This window comes from Geomonas oryzae (assembly GCF_004117875.1).
In the GTDB taxonomy this organism is placed as follows: Bacteria; Desulfobacterota; Desulfuromonadia; order Geobacterales; family Geobacteraceae; genus Geomonas; species Geomonas oryzae.
Map to the genome: position 1 here is coordinate 34,260 of NZ_RAHW01000004.1, position 21,625 is coordinate 55,884.

19 protein-coding genes and 1 riboswitch are annotated in these 21,625 nt (G+C 57.6%); of the genes, 10 read left to right on the forward strand and 9 right to left on the reverse strand.

The features are described from left to right. Positions 1-17 precede the first annotated feature (17 nt). Positions 18-94, reverse strand: a riboswitch (cyclic di-GMP riboswitch). 345 nt (positions 95-439) lie between these two features. Both D6Z24_RS10885 and D6Z24_RS10890 read left to right on the forward strand, forming a co-directional pair. Continuing rightward, complete coding sequence (locus tag D6Z24_RS10885) at positions 440-646, forward strand: hypothetical protein (RefSeq protein WP_129126620.1); 207 nt, start codon at positions 440-442, stop codon at positions 644-646. A gap of 213 nt (positions 647-859) precedes the next feature. Further along, positions 860-1,597: a C40 family peptidase gene (locus tag D6Z24_RS10890; RefSeq protein WP_129126621.1), complete on the forward strand. Its 738-nt coding sequence runs from the start codon at positions 860-862 to the stop codon at positions 1,595-1,597. A gap of 51 nt (positions 1,598-1,648) precedes the next feature. Here the strand turns inward: D6Z24_RS10890 and D6Z24_RS10895 are convergent, their stop codons facing one another. The 3 genes from D6Z24_RS10895 to D6Z24_RS10905 all read right to left on the reverse strand — a co-directional run bounded on the left by D6Z24_RS10895 (position 1,649) and on the right by D6Z24_RS10905 (position 3,818). Continuing rightward, on the reverse strand, positions 1,649-2,224 hold the full coding sequence (locus D6Z24_RS10895) for a hypothetical protein (protein ID WP_246014643.1): 576 nt from the start codon (positions 2,222-2,224) through the stop codon (positions 1,649-1,651). 328 nt (positions 2,225-2,552) lie between these two features. Continuing rightward, entirely contained in the window at positions 2,553-2,885 is a 333-nt protein-coding gene (locus tag D6Z24_RS10900) for a hypothetical protein (RefSeq protein ID WP_129126622.1), read from the reverse strand. 378 nt (positions 2,886-3,263) lie between these two features. Beyond that, positions 3,264-3,818 (reverse strand): NADPH-dependent FMN reductase, encoded by a 555-nt coding sequence (locus D6Z24_RS10905; RefSeq protein ID WP_129126623.1) that lies wholly within the window; start codon positions 3,816-3,818, stop codon positions 3,264-3,266. A 212-nt stretch (positions 3,819-4,030) separates the two neighbouring features. Here D6Z24_RS10905 and D6Z24_RS10910 point away from each other — a divergent pair, with 212 nt between their 5' ends. Next, the gene (locus D6Z24_RS10910; protein WP_129126624.1) at positions 4,031-5,218 is read left to right on the forward strand and encodes a hypothetical protein; all 1,188 of its coding nucleotides are present in this window, start codon (positions 4,031-4,033) and stop codon (positions 5,216-5,218) included. Positions 5,219-5,323: 105 nt separating this feature from the next. Further along, the gene (locus tag D6Z24_RS10915) at positions 5,324-5,617 is read left to right on the forward strand and encodes a hypothetical protein (RefSeq protein WP_129126625.1); all 294 of its coding nucleotides are present in this window, start codon (positions 5,324-5,326) and stop codon (positions 5,615-5,617) included. A gap of 48 nt (positions 5,618-5,665) precedes the next feature. Here D6Z24_RS10915 and D6Z24_RS10920 read toward each other — a convergent pair whose 3' ends face one another. Further along, positions 5,666-6,040: a low affinity iron permease family protein gene (locus D6Z24_RS10920; protein WP_129126626.1), complete on the reverse strand. Its 375-nt coding sequence runs from the start codon at positions 6,038-6,040 to the stop codon at positions 5,666-5,668. 213 nt (positions 6,041-6,253) lie between these two features. On the opposite strand from D6Z24_RS10920, the gene D6Z24_RS10925 reads away from it, so the two are divergent. The 5 genes from D6Z24_RS10925 (at position 6,254) to D6Z24_RS22080 (ending at position 11,702) form a co-directional block, all read left to right on the forward strand. Next, positions 6,254-7,651 carry a hypothetical protein gene (locus D6Z24_RS10925; protein ID WP_129126627.1) on the forward strand — a complete coding sequence of 466 codons (1,398 nt, stop codon included), beginning with the start codon at positions 6,254-6,256 and terminating at the stop codon, positions 7,649-7,651. Between the two features lie 369 nt (positions 7,652-8,020). Then, entirely contained in the window at positions 8,021-8,935 is a 915-nt protein-coding gene (locus tag D6Z24_RS10930; RefSeq protein ID WP_129126628.1) for a hypothetical protein, read from the forward strand. Between the two features lie 75 nt (positions 8,936-9,010). Beyond that, entirely contained in the window at positions 9,011-9,598 is a 588-nt protein-coding gene (locus D6Z24_RS10935) for a hypothetical protein (protein ID WP_129126629.1), read from the forward strand. A 71-nt stretch (positions 9,599-9,669) separates the two neighbouring features. After that, a complete protein-coding gene (locus D6Z24_RS10940; RefSeq protein WP_129126630.1) occupies positions 9,670-10,644 on the forward strand; it encodes a hypothetical protein in 975 nt (324 codons plus the stop codon). 467 nt (positions 10,645-11,111) lie between these two features. Continuing rightward, entirely contained in the window at positions 11,112-11,702 is a 591-nt protein-coding gene (locus D6Z24_RS22080) for a hypothetical protein (protein ID WP_407925419.1), read from the forward strand. An 81-nt stretch (positions 11,703-11,783) separates the two neighbouring features. On the opposite strand, the gene D6Z24_RS10945 is transcribed toward D6Z24_RS22080, so the two are convergent. The 5 genes from D6Z24_RS10945 to shc all read right to left on the reverse strand — a co-directional run bounded on the left by D6Z24_RS10945 (position 11,784) and on the right by shc (position 18,617). Continuing rightward, a complete protein-coding gene (locus D6Z24_RS10945) occupies positions 11,784-12,140 on the reverse strand; it encodes a helix-turn-helix domain-containing protein (RefSeq protein ID WP_129126631.1) in 357 nt (118 codons plus the stop codon). A gap of 181 nt (positions 12,141-12,321) precedes the next feature. Next, entirely contained in the window at positions 12,322-13,320 is a 999-nt protein-coding gene (gene hpnH, locus D6Z24_RS10955; RefSeq protein ID WP_129126632.1) for an adenosyl-hopene transferase HpnH, read from the reverse strand. A 120-nt stretch (positions 13,321-13,440) separates the two neighbouring features. Next, positions 13,441-15,348, reverse strand: a complete 1,908-nt coding sequence (gene dxs / locus D6Z24_RS10960; RefSeq protein WP_129126633.1) for a 1-deoxy-D-xylulose-5-phosphate synthase — start codon at positions 15,346-15,348, stop codon at positions 13,441-13,443. Between the two features lie 230 nt (positions 15,349-15,578). Next, on the reverse strand, positions 15,579-16,568 hold the full coding sequence (hpnA, locus tag D6Z24_RS10965) for a hopanoid-associated sugar epimerase (RefSeq protein ID WP_129126634.1): 990 nt from the start codon (positions 16,566-16,568) through the stop codon (positions 15,579-15,581). Next, the gene (shc, locus tag D6Z24_RS10970) at positions 16,569-18,617 is read right to left on the reverse strand and encodes a squalene--hopene cyclase (RefSeq protein ID WP_129126635.1); all 2,049 of its coding nucleotides are present in this window, start codon (positions 18,615-18,617) and stop codon (positions 16,569-16,571) included. A 229-nt stretch (positions 18,618-18,846) separates the two neighbouring features. On the opposite strand from shc, the gene D6Z24_RS10975 reads away from it, so the two are divergent. Then, entirely contained in the window at positions 18,847-21,495 is a 2,649-nt protein-coding gene (locus D6Z24_RS10975) for an MMPL family transporter (protein ID WP_129126636.1), read from the forward strand. Positions 21,496-21,625: the final 130 nt, after the last annotated feature.

The window sequence follows — 21,625 nt, forward strand, 5'->3', positions numbered from 1 at the left end:
CGCCTTATAAATGATATTTCGGCAACCCGGCTGTCTGCATGAGACCCAATGGGCTTTCCGCCCCACCCTCGCGGGTGGTTTAGTATTGTCGTGTATCGTCGGTATGAGGGGGCCGCAGAGCGGACCCTTTGTGTAGAAGCCTGAATACATTACACTGATTGCATATGGTAAAGCAATGGCCTTTTGTCCACAGAAGCGGCTGCGGGACGACGGGATGATCCGAAACGGACAGGGAGAAAATTCCTGTCATTTTGGAGCGGCGAAGTTGACTTTCGAGGGAGGGCGCATAGAATCGTATACGGAAAAAGTTCGTCGCTTTTAATGGGACTTACCCGCACTGTCTCTAGTAATATGATTTATATACCAGAAGGATGAATGCCGGCACGATACTATCTCTTTAGTTTCCTCATTCTGTTGTGGTGGCAGGCTGGAGGACGTCATGGCTGACATAGAGCACGACGAAAGCGGGTTCACATGCGAGTGCGGCCTGCGCAACGAATATCCGGGTTATGTCCAGTCTCACTGGAGTGTGAAACTGTCATACTCGTGCGCTTGCCATAGGCAGTACATACTGTACCGGGGGACCGTGGTAAAGACCTCACGCGAGTCCCAGGAGATTTACGACAGCGAAGCCTTCGGCGACTGAAACCCCGTCCACGATCCCCGCCAATCAGTAGCGCTTTTCCCCCACGCCAAGTTGGCTGCCAATTTGCAACACATGACGCGGTACCGACCACTTTCGCCGGCAAAGCCGGTCGATTATGGCTCCGGACACCCTTTTCGGTGACGGAGCGTTGACTCCGTGTCAAAAACACCCGCCGTGTCCTCCGTATGCGGACCCGGCCGGATGGGAAAAACGATGGCAATCAACCCGCTGCAGACACAAGCCTTGACCGCATCGCCGCGTGACGTCCGCGTGCAGAAGAAGAACGACTCCGCCACTACGGATTTCCAGTCCCTGCTGAATTCGATGAGCACCCCCGAAGAGGCGAAGCCGGTATCGCCGCAGACCGCCGCGGAACTGCTCCGCATCCAGATGATGCAAAGTACCCTCGCCCTGTCCGGCGATCGCCAGGACGCTGCCACCCGGAGCGAGCGGGCCATTGCCGCGCTCCTGCAGGGCCTCGACCGGACACCCGGCAGGCAGATGCGGAGCACCGCGGCGCTGGAGACGGCGGAAGCGCAGGAGTGGGAGGCGTCGATGCCGTCCTCTTCCACGACACGGGACGCCGAGGCCGACGGCATCAGCCGTACCGCCTCGGAGTTCCTCGGCACGCCTTACCTTTTTGGCGGGGAGGGGCCGAGCGGCATCGACTGCTCGAGCTTCGTCCAGCAGGTCTTCCAGGCTCATCACATAAGCCTCCCCAGGACGGCGCGCGAACAGATCGCCGTGGGCAGCGATGTCGCCCCGGGCGACCTCCAAAAGGGGGACCTGGTCTTTTTCCAGACCTACGCCTCCTATCCGTCTCACGTCGGCATCTACCTTGGCGACGGCAAGATGATCCATGCATCATCCGGGAGGGGGGAGGTCACCGTCTCCGACATGAATAGCGACTATTACAACTCCCGGTACCTTGGGGCGAAACGCGTCATCTGACCCTGCTAAAGCGTTGGGCCCGTTCCTGTCTCGCCGCGCCATGTTCCCTTTCTAGATGTCCGCAAGGTCGTAGAAGCGGTTGATGACCTCTTTCACCCTTCCCATGAGCGCCTTGAGGCGGCCCCGGGCAGTCTCTTCGCGTGCGGCATCGTCGGGGGACCAGATCTGGCGCACCGTCGCTATGTCCACGTTTTTACGTGTGGTGATCTCGTCGTAGTTGTCGGTGATCCCGCAACAAAGGGCCCGGTTCCATTCCTCCCGGCTCGTCGTTCTCCACTTTGACCTGAACTCCTGGAAGGTCGGCTCGTCGCCGAAGTTCATTTCGCTCACATCTATAGATATCGGTTCGCCCTGTGCGTTGCGGTGCACCCTCTCCACATAAGCCACGTGCCAGTAGCTCTTGACGGTGAAAATGGCGACGTCCCCCTCGGTGATCTCGGTGACCTCGGCGTTCTTGAGGGTTGGCATGTCGTCACGCATCGGTATGGGAAACGAGGGGATCCTCGACTTGACGTAATCGACGCAATATCCCCCCCGGTCCATCCAGTCCTCGCAGTTGCAGGCGGCATGAGAGGTCCGGATGCCGAAAATCGTCAGAAAAAGAAAGACCAAAACACTGCTTTTCATGCGGTTCTCCATAAGGCTTTGCCGTCCGGCGCAGGAGATGCGCAGACGAAGGCTCGGCAGCTCCGGCAGGCGAGTTGCTGGAGCGGTGCAGCACGCAGAGGTGCACCTGGGCGTCTTACCCGCGCTCAAAGCGGTGCGTCGCGGCGAATCCCGGCAGGACGGCACTCGGTCGCGACGGCACTCAGAGCGCGCATGCGGCTTCGAACCATGGACGCGATGAGCCAAGCGCTGTGCGTGGCGCATTCGGGTACTGTGCCGGGTGACGCGGCGCGAGCCGGATTTCCTTTACCGACGTCGGTCGGTGCAGGATACGAATTGTCAGTGTGGATCAGCCTTGGGGTTGTCTAGGAGGGGCACGGCCGGAGTGGGGGATGACGGCGGGGGAGCGGCGCAGCGTCGGGGTCGCCTGGACGACGGTGCCGTAACCGGTGACGGCAACGGACTCGACCACCTTCGGCAACACGGCGACCAGGTCGTGGTGCTGCTTGAACTGGCTGGAAATATTCTTCTGTTGGAGTTCGAAGGTGACGCGATGTAGCGGCTTCGGACGATGGGGACGCGAGAGGTCGGGCACCCTCGCACCTGCAAAGAGCAGGGACAGGATGACCAGGAAAATCACCAGGGCCTGGGGACGGATATGGTTGACGCGGTCACTTCTCATAGGGGTTCTCGGCGCTCATTAATAGCATGTTTACCCGTAAAAGGGAACCTGCTAGTGGAGCCCGAAGCTTCGAGTCACCCCTTGCGAAGGTTCTTCAGGAAATCTGGAACAGCGAGTGCAGTTATCCACGAAGTGCCACCTGAGCCATAACGTCCCCCCCTTTGCGAAGGGGGAGCCTGCCCCCCATAGCCTTGGCGAAGGGGGAGCCTGCCCCCCATAGCCTTGGCGAAGGGGGGACAGGGGGGATTTGCCTTTACTAGCAAACCGCCTCCCCCGTCCCGCCCCGAGCAGGTCGAACCGGACCACCGTCAACAAGAAGGCCCCCGTCTGTGCGACGGGGGCCTTCTTGTCTGCGCCATATTGTTCCTCGCGGACGGCTTATTCCGCGTGCCTCTTCACCCACTGGACGTAGCGGTCCATCCACCCCTGCAGGAACTTAACCGTGTCGGGGCTCGCGATGTTCCCATCCCCGGCGAAGAAGCCATCCTTCACCTGGATGAACACCTCGGGCTGCCCCATGGTCGGTGCATCGAGGTAGGCGAGCGTGTTGCGCAGGTGCTGCTGTGCCATCGCGGAACCGATTTGCCCGATCGATGCCCCGAGGATGCCGGTCGGTTTGCCGGTCCAGGCGCTCGTCCCGTAGGGGCGCGAGGCGTTGTCGAGCGCGTTTTTAAGTACGCCAGGCATGGAGCGGTTGTATTCCGGCGTCACGAAGATGAGACCGGAGCATCCTTGTACTTCACTCTTGAGCCGGACCACCGACTGGGCCTGCTTGTCATCGTCATCCTGGTTGTAGAGCGGCAGGTCGCCTATTTCCAAAAACTTGAAAGAGAACTCCGCAGGGCCCAGCTTTACCAGTGCATTGGCAAGCTTTCTGTTGATGGAATCCCGACGCAGACTCCCCACGATTACTCCAATCTGGTATTGCCCCATCTTCCATTCCTCCGTGATTTGTGACATCAACCCGCAGATATGACTATAGCACTTCGTCTCCTGTTTGCTTTGCTGCTTGAGGATGTCAGTTTTCTTTGTCCTGCCCAATTGGCCGGGGTTTATAACTGAATATTTAGATATTCTTTGACAGAAAAATGAAAAAGAATTAAAAGACTTGTAGGAAAATGTCTGGCTCAGGAGGGAACCATTTCATGATCCGGTTTAACCAGGAGCAGGCGACGACCGGGGATGCGGCGATCCCACCGGCAAACGGCCGGGAGGTAGCCTTTTGCTGGTGGGGTGCCATCTTGTGGAATGCCGTCGCGCAACCTACCGGCTTCATCTGTCTCAATGCGCTCATCAAAGGCGAGGCGTTGGCGGCACTCGGCCTGCTGTTCCCGTTGGTGGGGCTGCGGCTTTTCTGGCAGGCGTTCAAGAAAAGGCGCCAGATGCGGGATCTCGGTGAAATCCGTCTGCAGATGGACCCTTTTCCAGCGTCGATCGGCGGTGAAGCCGGAGGGAGTATCGACCTCCCGGTCCGCTACAGCGCCGACAACGTCTTTCTGGTTTCCCTTCGCTGCGAAAGAGGCATCAAAAGGGATGATGACACCCACATGGAACTGATGTGGGATGAGAGAGGATATGCCACATCGACGCCGGCCGGCGTCGGCACAAGAATCGCGTTTCGCTTTGCCGTTCCCGCCAACCAGATGTCGAGCAGCAACGTGCATGTCTGGACGATACGGATAACCGCCGAACTGCCCGGTCTGGAACTCGACCGAAGCTTCATCATACCGGTGCTGAGGGCCGGACGGCCCAAGCGCTCCCAACTGACGGTTCCCTTGGCTTGCGAGCTGAAGCCCCCCATGGATCTCCCCCCCCGCACGGTCCGAGTCCGACACCATCCAGCAGGAGTGCAGTTGCTCTTTCCCTGTCGGCGCAACGCGAAGAGCGCCTTGCTGTCCGCCTTTTTCAGCGCGTGGTTTCTGGGGGGCGTCATCATTGTCGTGTTGAAGAACCCGGGGGCGGAAGCCGTCATGCTGCCGCTATTCGGTTTGATCGGTGGCGGCCTGCTGCTCTATTCCGTCTGGCTGTCGGGGAACTCCCTTGAAGTGAGCGCCGGTGCAGGTGAATTGAACGTGGTGCGCCGTTTCATGGGGCTCTCCCTCCCCGCATCCCGCATCGCGGCGGTAGCGGTGAGGCGGGTCGAGCCGGAGAGAAGCGGCGCGCGCGGTACAGGTCCCTGTGCGCGGTTGCTGTACCGTATCACCGCCCAATGCAGTGACGGCACCGGCATCACCGTTGGCGATGGCGTGGAAGGAAGACGTGTCGCCGAGGAAGTGGCGCGTCAACTGCGCGAGGCATGCGGCGTGCTCCCGACCGCCGCGGAAGATCTTTAGGACTACGAATTCCCACCCGTATATTACAAACTGCAACGGGGCGGACAAATTTGGAACGCGTGCATGGTGGATTGAAACGTGTACGTAGTGAATTAAAACGTAGGCGTGGCAAATTGGAACGCGGACGTAGTAAGTCGCAACGTCGACGTGGTGAGTTGCAACGTGGACATGGTGAGTTGCAATGTCGACATGGTGAGTTGCAACGTGGACATGGTGAGTTGCAACGCGGACGTAGTGAGTTGCAACGTGGACATGGTGAGTTGCAACGTGGACATGGTGAGTTGCAACGTCGACGTGGTGAGTTGCAACGTCGACATGGTGAATTGCAACGTGGACATGGTGAATTGCAACGCGGGCGCAGTGAATTTAAACGCGTGCATTAAAACGCGCAGGCGCTGAATTGGTACTCCGTCGGTCACCTCGCGACATGGAACAGGGACCGTGGGGCTATTTCTCCGGCGACTTCTTCTTTCTTATCCGTGCAAATTCCGCCTGGAGACGGTCCAGTTCATGGTCGGTCAGATCCTCGAGGTCTACGAGCGAGTTCCGTGCGCCTTTCTGGGCTTTGAGAAGCTCGTCGAGCTTGAGATGTAGAGCCCGCGCATCGCGGTTCTGTGTGTTCTGAATAAGGAACACCATCAGAAACGTGACGATGGTCGTGGCGGTATTGATGATCAGTTGCCACGTGTCCGAAAACCCGAAAACCGGCCCCATTGCCGCCCAAAGTACCAGCACCACAATGGCAATCGCGAACGCATAGGGGGAACCGAGCGCCTCAGCCGATGAACGGGCAAAGGCATGAAAGTTATCTTTCAGCGCCATGTGGCCTCCTTCAGGAATCAGTATTTCTCCTTAGTATTGCAGAAATATTTCGACTGTGAATCCGATGTCTGTACGGGATGTCCACACCAGGCCTTTTGGGTGTTGAGTCTGTCTGCGCTTAGAAGTGCGTTAAGGATAACTACAATCCCGCCGGGGCCAAGCTTCCCTGCGGTATTTGCTACCACAGAGAAGGAGATGGCAAAAGGAGGAGAGATGAGAAGAGGAATGTGGTATTTGCTGGTGGTGCTGCTGGTCATGGCAGGATGCGGCGGAGGCGGCGGGGCATCGACGACGAACGGGCCGACCGGAGCAGTTTCTTTCAAGATCGATCTGGCCAGCCTGCAGCAGAGCGCGCAGGGGGCGGCGAAGGCTGTCGCGGCCACGACGGCCGTAGAGACAACCATCACCAGCGTAGAGGCTATCCTTTCTCGAACCGGCTATCCCGACATCGTAAAACAGATGACCGTGACTAACAACGTGGCAACGGGCACCATAACCGACTTGGAGAAGGGGTACTGGCACGTTGACGCAAAGGTCTTCAGCGGTGAATCCGTTCTCTACAACGGGGCCGTGGATGTCAACGTGATTGCCGGTGCCGAGGTCGCAGCGGAAATTCTCTTTGATCCGGTTGCTCCGTCGGATCCCACCGCCACCACCGGATCGATGAATCTGACCGTGGCCTTGAACAAGTACCCGGGGTACACCAAGATCCGGCAGTTCGTTACGAAGATCCTTCAAGACAAGGTGGACCAGAAGTTCTACATTTTCGACTCCAGCGCGAAGACGCTCGCAGTCTACAATGCCAATACCCTGGTGCGTGAAAAGGATATAGTGCTGCCGTCCGCACCGCAGGCTTTGGCGGTAGAGAACACCGGCGGATCTTTGCTGCTTGGGTACCCGACGGGCAAGATCTACCGACTGAAGGTATCCGATGAGACACTGACCTATCTCGCCGACTCCCTGGTCTCGGTCACCGCTTTGGTGCCGATGACGTCCAAATTCGTGCTGGTGGCCAGCGCGAGCACCTGGGGGCCGTCCAACACCTATGAGACCATCAACCTTGAAAACGGACAGGTAGTCTCGACTAAAAGCTACTGGTACCCTCTCAGCGAGTTCACCTACAACCCGGGTGTCGGTGTTGCATATGCATTGGACAGCGACCTGTCTCCATCGGACATGCACCGCCTGACCCTCAACACCACGACCGGCGGCATCGACGCCATCGGCGATTCCCGCTACCATGGCGATTACCTATTCGGGGCGCCCATCCGTATCATCAACAGCGGCACCCGTGTCGTCACCGGATCAGGCAACATGTTCATCTCATCTTCATCTTCCCCCGACGACATCACCTATGCCGGCAATCTCGGGCATACCTTCACAGATCTGGTTTCCGACGATGTCCTGGGCTACCTCTACATGCTGAACAGCGACAACATCAAGAAATTGCTGTTGATCAAGCAGGACAGTCTATTCACCGTTCTGTCGCTGGATCTCATCGCCGAGCCGAAGCGGGTATTTGACACCGGCAGCAATATTGTCGTCTTTGCCAAGCCCGACGACAGTTACTATGCCAAGGCGTTCAGCAAGAGCTCCCTTGGTTTGATGTGAGAGGGGTGGGCCTGGGGAAATCTGGGCTGAGGCTTGCGAAGTACAATCTCTACCGTTCAGACAGTTAACTTTGCTGCATTGCAAGCCTGCCCCAGTCGTCTCAGTCATCTTTGGTGGAAGACACCCAAACACGCAGAGGTGGTCACTTTTTTATATTTTTATGGGCGTCCACGATTTCCGCTCTCTAATACGGAAGTTTCTTATATAGGTAGCCGATGGTGGTCACCTGTATAAGAAACAAGTTGCCTATATAGGTAGCCAGCATCCTATATAGGTAACTTTCCTGACCGGTCAATACTATGTTATGCAGAAAAAATGTGATGAATGGCCAGGATGTTAGAGCATTCCAAATTCCCTGGAGAAAACGTAATGGATTGGAACTGGTTTTTCAGCTCTACTGCACAATCGGCGGCGGCTATTGTGGCCGTATTCTCTGCCTTCATAATTACCAAAATTATCAGTAATCAGGCTCAATTTGAGAGCAACAAACGCCGGATGAATTCATTCCTCAACGAATCCAAGAAATATATGGAACTTGCAAAATACCGGAGAATTGGCTGGTATTGCCAGTATTGCTTCAACAAGGAAACCAAGAAAATCCAAGAAAAGGCAAAATCGGGTGAGTTACCAGCCACTGCTGAAGAATATTATTTTACAAGCACCCTGCCATTGTTTGTCAAAAGGGCTGGTCTTATAGAGAGAATAGACCAAATCATGAAATTCAAGGCCTATTCTAAATCAACTGCTGATGCCTTTATGCATGTCAAATCTGTGGCCGAAATCGCAGAAGAAAGCCAAATAAGAGAAGAACAAAACGAGATCTATGACCTAATAGCTGACATCAAACACCACATTATGCTTCTAAATGACCTCGTAGAAGAATTATCAGACAACGCCGAATCCTCACCTGTTATCAGATGGTCAATTATCGCCTCGATGTCCCTGTTTTACATTGGGGTAGTCTATCCGTTGGGGTTCATGCCGCTACCTCAAAACGCAACAATTTCTTTGGGAATAACTGCCATCCCTGATTACATATTCTGCTTCAAGGGAGCTTTACTGTCGGTCCTGACTTTAATATTTACAGGCATCAATGTTTACTTTCTGGGAAAAAACAGCGGAATGATTTATGACAAAGCTGCAATTGATGAACTCAGAACCTACTCAAACTTTGGTGGCTACTCTGTTTATTTTCAGAACATGGAAGACAACCAAAGAGCCAGAGATGAGTTCTTCAAAAAGCTAGAGGAAGAGAAAGCGCAACCGGAAAACGGAAAAGGATAATCATGCCCAACCGGGCAGAAGCAGCGGCCTAAAACCGCCGCTGTTCTCCCAAGCCGTTATCCGAAGAGAGCCAAAATGTTTGAATCTAAAATTAAGGAAACCTGGACGCGACGTTTTTGTGAGAGGGATATTGCCTTCAAACAAAGAGTTAACGGAGTTTTCGAAGTAATGAATGGTCGTGGAATATTGCCATCAGGAATTACTGCAAGAGGTGTTCAGGAGGTTGTCGAAGAGGAATTACATACGTCTGGGGACGAGGCTCTTAAAGTTCTAAAGGATGTTCACTTAGTTCACGGGAAAAAAGCCAAAGAAGGCGATATTAAAGCGATACTTCGCAGCCTTCTCCACCAACGACTCCAGGAAGTTGAAACATACAAGGTTCAGGAATTGCAGAAGATGCTTCGTGACGTGGCGAGCCAACCTCTTCTGGATGCTATTGATTCACAACACAAAATTGAGAGAGTTCAGGCGGAATTTGAACTACAAATCGATCTTTATTTACATGAACATAATCAGGCAAAAGGGAAGAATCTCAAAGAACGAATAGTTAATTCTCTGTTCGACAATCCATTTATTGCTGTGCCAGCCATTATACTTCTAGGAGTTGCAGCTATCATAGGAATTGTTGTTGCGATTAAAGGTTTTCGCATCTGGAACGGATAACATGCGCATGGACCAGTCGGCGATAAACCCGCCGCCGGTCATCCGCAATCCCGTTGCATGAAGGATAAGGAATGAGTAGACCAATAAAAATTCCCGAGCAGCAACTTGAGCGAGTTCATCGGCTTGAGAACATTCTTGCAACTGCAGCAGAATCCGGAGACCTGAAAAAGGCAAAAATTGCACTTGATGACCTCCGTCCCATCTTGGAGCGCTACCAGCATAAGCATCGAGTTCTTGAAGCCTATCTTAAATTATATGAATCAGCTCTTGAAGCTTGGGATCTAGACACTGCGAAACAAGGGTTCAGCTTTGTTCGCCGCGAGGCAAGCAAAAATACCCGCCTCTTTTTAGAAGCTACCGTATTGTTGGCAGTAACTCACCTCAGATGTCAGGATCTGATTTCAGCTGAACCACTCATGGCAGAAGCCCTTCGTAATGAAAATGTCATTACGTCTAAATCACAACGAGACATCTTTCGTCGCGAGGCCATCGACCGCTTTGACCAAGAGGGCGCTATTGCAGCGCTGGCCAAAGTACACCCAGAAGTAATGGATGAGGCACAGATTCACCAAGACGCTCTGAATCTGCTAAGAAGGGGACTGAATGAGCAAGATATCGAGGAAGAGTTGGGGGCGCGAATCCCACAACAGGTAAAAGAGTTCATCTTGAAGGTTGACATACTTTCACGCAAGCTCTTACCTCACGAAACTAGACTTCTGCTTCCAACTTCAGCTGATGTCGTAAAAAATCGACATGCCTCACAAATTATCTTCGGTGGTGTTAAGCGAAAGCTGTACGGCTATGTCTGTGACGAAAATTCTGAGACATATAAGGCTTGGGTTTACGGGGGGCTGAATGCCCTATGTAACGAAGGCTTTATGGCTAATGCGGTCATTGGAGTACTAGCTGATTTTAAGATTTTTGTTCCCTCTTTAGCTATTGGTCTTACAGCACTAGTGATTAAAAAAGGGATCGGGAATTTTTGTGAGACGAATAGGCCGAGGCGCTTTATGGACTTACGGAAAAAGAGGGTCACCAACAAGTAAGAGGGGACGAGGGGACGGGACGTTGGTAAGTTATAAGAGGGGACGGAGGGGACGGGACGTTGGTAAGTTATGTAAGTTTTTAGGCGTGGAGGAGATATGCCGAGACAGCAGAGCCCGACGTGAGTTTTATTTCTCTGCTCACGAAAGGACAGGAGCCACACTAGCTGTTTTGGCCAAGATAACCGCCCGTTCTCACGTTGCCGTGATGCTCGCGATTGAAGAGGCAAAGAAGGATAGGCACGGGCGAAAATAAAATAACTTACATAACTTAACTTACCAACGTCCCCCGGTGCTCCAACGTCCCCCGGTGCTCCAACGTCCCCCGGTGCTACAAGTTGAACGCTCCGCCGGTCATCCGACAGCCGTTGGTAAAACCCAAGGCATTGAACCGGGGAGACGCAGAGGACGCAAAGAAACCCGCAGAAAGTGGGTGCAACGGGAAATGTATGATCCATGCACTGCCTGGTATGGGCGCAGATAACAGAATGTATCCGGTACCCTGGTCCTCTCTTCCCGATTTTGTGCCTCATAACTGGGTAAGGTATTCGGGGGAAACAAGCTTACAGGAGATGGCAGAGTCGATGTGTGATTCCTGCCTTATCAAGGATGGAGACAATTTGATTGGCTCCTCCCTAGGCGGAATGGTTGCTTGTGAGATAACAAAGATTCGGAAAATCCGTCGCTTGTATCTGATCGGTAGTGCAGCCCAAAAGGAGGAAGTCAGTAGACTTCTCACCTTTCTACATCCCCTCGTAAAGGTTGCTCCGATCGAGTTGGTGAGACTATCTGCCGGTAAAGTCCCCTTGGAGTTGGCACAGATGTTTGCAGACGCTGAGTCAGCATTTGTCCGGACTATGTGCGCTGCAATATTCAAATGGGATGGCCTCGGTCGAACCACTACACAGGTATTACGACTCCACGGTAGGCACGACATGGTAATCCCACCGCCAAAATCAGTAGACCTCCTGGTCGACGGTGGGCACCTCATCGCGATGAGCCACGCGAGAGAGTGCGTGCAGTTCATTGCAACGCAAGAACGCATGAGGGTCAGGTCTTGATTCTTGACAATTTCACCCGACGCTCTCTTTCAAGCAGTACCACCATGTTCGCGTCAACTGAGACAGCTTGCCACAAACCAACTATAAGAAGACTCTATAGTCGCTTACATTGAGCGCTTTACTAACCCTTCGGGCCCATTCCTTTCCCATCTGCCGTTTGCCACTTTCCAATTCCGAGATGTGCCTTTGCGGAATACCTGTCAACTCCGCAAGTTGCCGCTGAGTCAGGCCTTCACGGTGCCGTGCACCTTTCAGGGCCATCCCTTTAGGGTTTTCGGCATACCCCGGAAATGCTTCTTCGACGGTGAGGTGTTCGCTTGCCTCCAACACACCGATTTCTTTGGCGTAGTGCCGGAGCATACTGATCTTGTCCTGGCTGCCGATGAAGCGGGCTTCTGCTTTATTGTCAGTAGGGGGCTTTTTCGTGCGTTCCAACATAAGTTAGCTCCACAAGTCGGATCTCTCCGCCTATCTCTTCCCAAACGGCGACGTAAGTAGGTTTTCCCGAGTGCGCAGGGCGTTCAGGATTATAAATTTAATCTGCCGTCAGTGCAAACGAGGAAGGGGCAGCCGTGAGGCTGCCCCTTCTTGTTTTCTAACTATGATCAAACTCTCCGTTTTAGGACAGGTTCCAGAGGAACATCTCCCACATGTCTTTCCAGCTCTTGCCGATCTCGGAGACGACGGTGGGCTCGAAACCGCAGTGCATCATGCACTGGGCGCAACGCTGGTCCTTGCCTACGCCGTACTTGTCCCACTGGGTCTTCTCCATCATCTCGGCGAAACTGCCGTAGTGCTCGTCGGTGATCAGGTAGCAGGGGGCCTTCCAGCCGCGAGGGTTGCGGGTCGGGTTCCCCCAAGGGGTGCACTCGAGATCCTTGTCTCCCTTCAGGAATCTCAGGTACATAGGCGTCGAGAAGAAACGGAAGCGCTTGCTCATCTCGTACACTTCTTCGAATTTCTTCTGGATCTCGCGACGCTCGAGGAAAAGCTTCTCGCCTACCGCCTCGTAGCCGAAACCGGGGGCGACCAGGAAGCCGTCGACGCCCATGTCGCGCAGGTGCGAGAAGAGCATCTCGATCTCGATGAGGTTCGTTTCCTTGAAGATGGTGGTGTTGGTGCAGAGACGGAAGCCGAGGGCCTTGGCCTTCTTGATGGCGGACATGGCGATCTTGAAGGTGCCGGGACGCTCAAGGATGCGGTCGTGGGTCTCTTCCATCCCGTCCAGGTGGACGTTCAGTACGAAGTTCGGATGCGGCTTCAGGGTGTCGAGCGCCTTCTCCAAAAGCAGCGCGTTGGTGCAGAGGTAGATGTGCTTGCCGCGCTCGAGGACCGCGTCGATCAGCTCGAAGATGTGCGGGTAGAGGAAGGGCTCGCCGCCGGTTATCGTGACTACCGGTGCCGGGCACTGGTCCACCGAGTCCAGGCACTCCTCAAGGGTCATCATCTCCTGAATGGTGTCGGCGTACTCGCGGATCCTGCCGCAGCCGGAACATGCCAGGTTGCAAAGGTGGGTGGGCTCAAGCATGAGAACGAGGGGATACTTCTCCACCTTGTTCATCTTGTTGCTCATGATGTAGCGGGTCAGGTCGTAATTCAGTCGCATCGGAAAACGCATCGTAGATATATCCTTCTCGTCTCTGGTTTTTTCTGTTTCTGACACGGCTGCGGGACAGGCCGAGGTTACTCTTCTTTCAGCCTGTCCCGCTCTGGTTGCCGGTCCGCTTCAAAAGTTTCGTTACTTCACTACGGTAAGCTGGGGATGCGTGCTCCCCGCGCCCTGCAGGAAGGCCTGGCAGGTGGCGGCGATGCCTGCGGCGTCGATGCCGAGGTCGGCTCGCAACTGCGCCTGGCTCCCCTGTTCGATGAACTTGTCGGGTATCCCGATCCTCTTCACGCGCACGGCGGTCATCCCGGCGTCGGCGATCGCCTCGAGGACGGCGCTGCCGAAGCCGCCCAGCAGTGCATTCTCCTCGACGGTGACGACACAGCCGGTACGCCCCGCCTGGGCGAGGATCAGGTCGCGGTCGAGCGGCTTCACGAAGCGGGCGTTCACCACGGAGGCGAAGATCCCTTTCTGCTTCAACATGGATGCCGCTTCGAGGGCGGGGTAGACGGTGGAGCCGATGGCGACCAGGGTCAGATCGCTACCCTCTACGAGAAGCTCGCCCTTGCCGACCTCGAGCCCCTTGGGATCCTTGTCCATGGCGACGCCGTATCCCGCGCCGCGCGGGTAGCGAAGCGAGATGGGACGGCCGTGGTAGATGGCGGTCTTCAGCATGTGCTGCAGCTCGTTCTCGTCCTTCGGGGCCATCACGGTGAGTTCCGGGAGGTGGCGCAGGTAGGAGATGTCGAAGGCGCCGTGGTGCGTCGGGCCGTCGTCGCCGACAAGCCCTGCGCGGTCAAGGGCCAGGGTGACCGGGAGCTTCTGCAGGCAGATGTCGTGGAACACCTGGTCGTAGGCGCGCTGGGTGAAGGTCGAGTAGATCGCGGCGACGGGACGGAATCCCTCCACGGCGAGGCCGGCCGCGAAGGTGAGCGCGTGCTGCTCGGCGATCCCGACGTCGAAGAAACGTTCCGGGAAGCGTTTCGCGAAGGGGGTGAGACCGGTGCCGTCGGGCATGGCGGCGGTGATGGCTACGATCTTGTCGTCCTTTTCGCCGAGCTTCACCAGGGTGTCGCCGAAGACCTGGGTGTAGGAGGGGGGCGCCGGTTTGGCCGGGGCGGCGCTCGCGGGTTTCGTCGGTGCCACGCCGTGGAACTTGTCCGGCATGTCCTCGGCCGGTGCGTACCCTTTCCCCTTCTTGGTCATCACGTGCACGAGGATCGGCCCTTCCAGGCGTTTCACGTTCTCGAGGACCGCGAGCATGTTCTGGATGTCGTGCCCGGCGATGGGACCTACGTACTCGAAGCCGAGCGCCTCGAAAAGGGTCCCCGGGGTGAGGAACCCCTTCAGCGAGTTCTCCGCCTTCTTGGCGAAGTGCAGGATGTTGCCGCCGATGGCGGGGATGCCGGCAAGAAGCCCCTCCATCTCCTTTTTCAGGTTCCGGTAGTAGGTGCCGGTCATCTTCCGGGAGATGAAGGAGGAGAGGGCGCCGACGTTCTTCGAGATGGACATCTCGTTGTCGTTCAAGACGACGATCAGGTTCTTTTTGAGGTGCCCCGCCTGGTTCAGCGCCTCGAGCGCCATGCCGCCGGTGAGTGAGCCGTCTCCTATGACGGCGATGGTGCGCGCGTCACCCCCCCTGAGGGAGTTGGCGACCGCAAGCCCAAGCCCCGCCGAGATCGACGTGGAGGAGTGCCCCGCGCCGAAGGGATCGTGGGGGGACTCGGAGCGCTTCGGGAAGCCGCTGATCCCCTTGTAGCAGCGCTGTGTGTGGAAGCTGTCGCGCCGCCCGGTCAGGATCTTGTGGGTATAGGCCTGGTGGCCGACGTCCCAGACGATCTTGTCTTTCGGGGAATTGAAGCAGTAGTGCAGCGCGATGGAGAGCTCGACAACGCCCAGGTTCGACGCGAGGTGCCCGCCGGTCTTGGCGACGCTCTCCATGAGGAAGCTGCGCACCTCGTCGGCGAGTGGCGTAAGCTCCTCGGCATCAAGCTTCTTCAGGTCGTCGGGACCGTTGATTTTACTTAGCAGTTTGTACATGGATCTCCTTGAGAACCCGTAACATTGTTAATCTCGTGCCAACAGCTGCTGCCAGACTTCCAGAATAGCGTGATCTTCCGCTCCCTCTCTCTCAGCGCCTGCCCCGTTAGCCTTTACTCTGTGAAGGGGAGTCGCCCTGAACTGAAGCGTTGCTGCTACCGACGCCCTCACCCTGGCCCTCTCCCGAGGGGAGGTGGACGTTATGTCGCTGAGAATGATGCTTGATTAGGCTATGCCTTGACGTAACCGTTATCCTTGAACCACCGCACGGCGCGCTCGAGTGCGTCTTCCACCGGGCTTTGCGGCAATCCGAGCTCGGCGGTCGCCTTGCCGGAATCGAAGAACATGAACTTCTTTGCCATCTGCACCCCGGCGAGCGGGATGAGCGGCTCCCGCCCGGTGACGGCGGAGATGGCGTGGTTCGCGTAGGCCGCCATGAGGATCGGGTAGTAGGGGAGCTTCACCCGCGGCGCCTTGAGCCCCGTGATCGCCGAGAGCATCTCGAAGATCTCGGCGAGGGTTAAGTTTCTGTTCCCCAGGATGTACTTCTGGCCGATCCTACCTTTCTGCGCGGCGAGCAGGTGACCGCGGGCGCAGGCCTCGACGTCGATCAGGTTGAGCCCGGTGTCGAGATACGCCGGCATCTTGCCGTTCAGAAAATCGACGATGATCTTTCCCGTCGGCGTCGGCTTCACGTCCATCGGCCCGACCGGCGTGGACGGGTTCACGATGACGAGGGGCAGCCCCTTGTCGAGGTACGATTCGGCGGCACGCTCGGCCAGGAACTTGCTCTTCTTGTAGTCCCCGACCATGTCGTCGAAGCCGACCGGCGTCGCCTCGTTTCCCGGGGTCCCGTCGCCCGGGTTCCCCAGGGTGCCGACGCTGCTCGTGTAGATCACTTTCCCCACCCCGGCAGCAAGTGCCGCGGAGAGGATGTTGCGGGTCCCGGTGACGTTCACGTCGTACATCGCCTGCGGCGTCTTCGTCCAGAGCCGGTAATCGGCGGCGGCGTGAAAGAGTGCGTCGCAGCCGGCAAGCCCCCTGACAAGCGGCTCCCGCTCGGAGAGGTCCCCCTCGTGCAGCTCGACGTCGAGCCCCTTCAGGTTGCGCCGGTCCGAGCCGGGGCGGACGAGCAGGCGCACCTGCCAGCCGTCCTTGATGAGCTCGCGCGCGATGCTCGCGCCGATGAAGCCGGTGGCTCCGGTGACGAAAGCCTTCATCTACTCCTCGGACAGCCCGCCGGTCAGGGTCCGGTAGGTGCCGAGCGCCATGAGCGGGAAGCAGTTGCGGTAGATGTGGTACTTGATCATGAAGTACTTCGGGAACCCGGTCCCGGTGTACTGCGTCTCGTCCCATGTGCCATCCGCGTTCTGCGTCGAGATGAGGTACTGGATGCCGCGCACCACGGTGGCGCAGTTCACCTCGCCCGCCGCCATGAGCCCGAGAAGCGCCCAGCTCGTCTGCGAAGCGGTGCTCTCTCCCATCCCCGCAAGGGACGGGTCGTGGTACGACTCGCAGGTCTCGCCCCAGCCGCCGTCGATGTTCTGGCGCGACTTGATCCAGTTCACCGCCTTCTTGACGTAGGGCGCTTCCATGTCCTCACCGATGGCGGAGAGGCCGCAAAGCACGCTCCAGGTGCCGTAGAGGTAGTTCACCCCCCAGCGTCCCCACCAGGGCCCTTCAGGTTCCTGGTTCTTCTTCAGGAACTCGAGGCCCCTGACCGCCGCGGGGTAGCTCTTCGGGTAGCCGAAGCTCCCCATCAGCTCGAGCATGCGCCCGGTGAGGTCCGCGGTCGGCGGATCGATGAGCGCCTCGAGATCGGCGAAGGGGATCTTGTTGAGGAAGTGCTTCGTGTTGTCCTTGTCGAAGGCGCCCCAGCCGCCGTTTTTGCTCTGCATGCCGAGGCACCAGGCGATGCCGCGCCGCACCGACTCCTCGAGCGCCTTGGGATCCTTCACCTTGATGTCTTTCAGGGCCATCATGACGAAGCCGGAGTCGTCCACGTCCGGGTACCAGTCGTTCAGGAATTCGAAGGCCCATCCCCCCGGCTCGAGCTCGGGGGACTTGATGCGCCAGTCTCCCGGCTTTTTCACCTCGCGCTCCAAAAGCCACTGGGCCCCCTTCACCAGGGAAGGGTGGTCGGTCGGGACGCCCGCGTCCACGAGGGCCTTCAAGGCGAGCGCGGTGTCCCACACCGGCGAGATGCACGACTGCAGGACGATCTGGTCGTCCGTTTCGATGCAGAAGTTGTCGAGGGCCTTAAGCCCCTGCACCATCACGGGGTGGTCGTTCTCGTAGCCCAGGGTGCTAAGCGCCAGGACCGCGTTCAGCATGGCGGGCTGGATGCCTCCCCAGTCCCCGGTTTCCTCCTGGTGCTCCAGGATCCATTCCTCCGCCTTCTCCATCGCCTTCTTGCGGAAAGGGCGGATGGGGCTTCTCTCGTAGACCTTCAGCACGTGGTCGAGGCCTATGAAGAAGTTCTTCAGGGTGAGGATCCCCTCCTCCTTGGTGAAGGTGTAGTCGATGGCGCGCGGCGGCCTCACGAAGAGTTCCTGCACCCGCTGGGAAGCCGCGATCCTGTGCACCGGGCGGTGGTACATCACGACGGAGAGCGGGATGATGGTCGCCCTCGCCCAGCTGGAGAACTCGTACACGTTGATGTAGGCCCAGTTGGGCAACAGGTTCAACTCCACCGGCATGCTCGGGACGCCGAGCCAGTCGAACTCGCCGAAAAGGGCGAGGAAGATCTTGGTGAAGACGCGCGCCTTGATGATGCCCCCCTTTTGGAGGACGAAGGCGCGGGCCTTCTCCATGGCGGGGTGGTCGGCCGGGTACCCGGCAAGTTTCAGCGCGAAGTACGCCTCGATTGTCGTGGAAAGGTCCCCGGGGCCACCGAAGTAAATGGTCCACGAACCCTCCTCCGTCTGTTTGGAGAGGAGGTATGCACTCATCTTCCTTTCGCGCTCACGATCAACGAGCCCGAGGAAGTGGAACAGCATGATATATTCAGCCGTGATGGTGACATTGGATTCGAGCTCCGCCCACCAGTAACCTTTGGGGAGCTGTTCCCTGAAGAAGAAGTCACGGCATCCTTCTATCGCGACATCGAGGGGACTCTTTGCCTTTCCCGGCTTACTCTTCCAGAGCGACGCGGGAAACTGATGTACCGTTGCCCCTGTCTTTTGTTCGACGGTCTGCTCCGGCTCACTAACGATGCCGTTAAATGAGGTGAGTGCATGTGATATGGGGTGTTTGAATGGTGCGTTCACCACATACTCCTTTGGTCCGGATTGGTCTAGTTTAACTCAGTGTAGCTTCTTTGCAGATAGTTACAAGGATCGAAATCTATCACGCTTTTCCAGAAAAATACACTGTTTTTTCCGAAATATTATTTTTTTTCCTAATGAAAACAATGAGTTGCTTCGCGGTGTTGATTGTGCTGGTAGTGTGTGCTAGGTTGCGGCGTCTTAACTTTTCGCACGCAAAGGCAACTCTCCCATGAAAGAATCGGCTAAAAGCAGCCTCCTCTTCTCCTTCGCGGCGCGGCGCCCCTGGCTGGTGCTCGCCGTCGCACTCGTGCTCTCCGTACTTTCGCTGTGGCTCACATCGCAGCGTATGGAGTTTCTGACCGGGCGTGACGACCTCATGCCCCGCAACACCGCTTTCAACCGGGACTACCAGGCCTTCCGCGCCGAGTTCGGCAGCATGGAAGATATCGTCGTGGTCATCGAGGGGCAGGACCCGGAGCGGGTCGGGGCCTTCGGAACCCGGCTGCACGACGTCCTAGCCAAGGACAAGGCGCATTTCTCGGACGTCTTCTACCCGTACGCTTTGCCGTTTTTCCGGGACAACGGCCTGCTTTTCATGCCGCTTGAGGACATAAAGGAGTTGCGCCGCAACCTGACCCTCGCCGCACCCGTCCTGCGCGCGCTTTCCGCAAAGCCTTCGGTGCAGACCCTCTTCACCCATCTGACCGGGAGCATGGATCAGTACCTGGCCGGTGATGAGAAGAAACTCCCCGAGATAATGTTCATGCTGGACAAGCTGGGCGCCGGGTTCACGAGCTTCGGGACCGGGAAGGGGAGCGTCCCTTCCATGGAAAGCGTCTTCATGAACCAGGATTCGGCCTTTGCACGTGCGGGGCGCCAGCAGATCCTCACCGCGCTCCCGGTGCGCGACATGTCTGGCTTCGTGCCGGCCGGGGCGGCCATCGCGGTGGTGCGGGGCGAGGTGGCGCGGCTTAAGGCGCTTCCGGAGTTCAAAGGGGTGACCGTCGGGCTCACCGGCACACCGGTATTGGAAAACGAGGAGATGGCGACGAGCGAGAAGGACATCACGCTCGCCACCGTGGTCTCGCTGGCGCTCACCACGGTCCTGCTTCTCTTCGCCTTCCGCGGCGTGCTTAACGTCGTCGCCGCCATGGTCTCGCTGCTCGTCGCCATCTCGGTCTCCTTCGGCTTCGCCACCGTCGCGGTCGGGCACCTGAACATACTCTCCATGGTGTTCGCGGTCATGCTGATCGGCATCGGCATCGAGTACGGCATCCAGGTGGTGCTGCGCTACCAGGAGGAGCTGCGCCGGGGTGCCCCCGAGCTTCCCGCCCTCGAGACCGGGCTCACCCGCAACGTCTGGGCCATCGTCATGGCAGCGGCCACCGTCGCCGCCGCCTTTCTGACCTTCGTCTTCACCGACTTCCGCGGCATCTCCGAACTCGGCATCATCGCCGCCGGGGGGGTCGTCATCTGCGTCCTCGTCACCTTCACGGTGCTTCCCGCCATGCTGGTTCTCCTGGTGCGTTACCGCAAGAAGCCATCTCCGGTTAAAGGATCCATCGAGCTGGAGGACAGGCTGCTTGCCCGCAGCGTCTTCGGCAACCCGAAGAGCGTGATCCTACTTACCGCCCTTCTTTGCGTAGCCTCGCTCTATCCCCTCTCGCGCGTCTCCTTCGACTACAACCTGATGAACTTGCAGGCGAAGGGGCTCGAATCGGTAAACTACGCCTACAAGTTGATGAGGAGCAAGGAGAATAGTGGCTACTTCGCCGTCGTCATGGCGAAGGACGCCGAGGATGCGCGCGCGAAGAGCGCGAGGCTCGAGGCGCTCCCGACCGTGGACCACGTGGTGAGCATAAATACGCTCGTGCCGGACCACCAGGCGGAGAAGCTCGCGGAACTCGATGCGGTGCGCCGGGAGCTCGCCGACGTGAAGCCCGCCCCGTACGAGGAGGACCTCTCCCTGATGGAGCTCCCGCGCGTCTTCGAGGCCTTCAGGAACGCCTCAGTGGCGGTGAAGGAGCGCCTCGAGAAGGAGCACCGCCCCGAGGCGAAGCAGGCGGCCGCCTTCGTGGCAACCCTGGACCGGTTCTTCGCAGGTCTCGAGAAGGAGCGCGACCGCAACGCCGTCGGCATGCTGCAGGATTTCCAGGGGGGGATGTTCCGTGACCTCCCTGCGAAGATAGAAATGCTGAAGCAAAGCCTCGCCGCGAAGCCGGTGACCGAGGCGGATGTCCCGAAGGAACTACGCTCGCGCTTCGTCGGCAAGACCGGGAAACTCATGCTCCAGGTGGCGCCGAAAAAGGAGATCTTCAACCGCGAGCCGCTCGAGGCGTTCCTCAAAGACGTGCGCAGCGTCGACGCCCATGCGACCGGGGAGCCGGTGATGGTCTACGAGTCGATGACCATCATGCGCGACTCCTACCGCCTCGCCTTCATCTACGCCTTCGCCGCCATCGTCGGCATCCTGCTCGTCGCCTTCAGGAGTGTCAAGTTCGCGCTCATCGGGCTCGTTCCGCTCATCGTCGGGCTCCTCTTCATGGTGAGCGGCATGTGGATTTTCGGCATCAGCTTCAACTCCGCGAACATCATCGTGATGCCACTGGTGCTCGGTATCGCGGTCGACTCCGGGATCTACATCATCAACCGCTATCGGCGTGAGGAGGGGAGTGCGGGGAGCGTGATTCTAAGTTCCACCGGCGTTGGCGTATTGCTGAACACGCTGACCATCATGGCGAGTTTCGGCGCACTCATGGTGGCTCGGCACCAAGGGGTATTCAGCATCGGTGCCGTGATGTCGCTCGGGATGGTCGCCTGCCAGATCGCCTTCATGGTCACGCTGCCGGCGGTGCTGACGCTGGCTGCGAAAAAATAAATAACTCCTCCCCCCGGAGGGGGGAGGTCGGGAGGGGGGAAGCGCAACTGAGCAAATCATCCCCCTCCCGTCCCTCCCCCTCCGGGGGCGGGGACTGTTACGCTTCGGCGACTTTGGGGCCGGCCCTCGT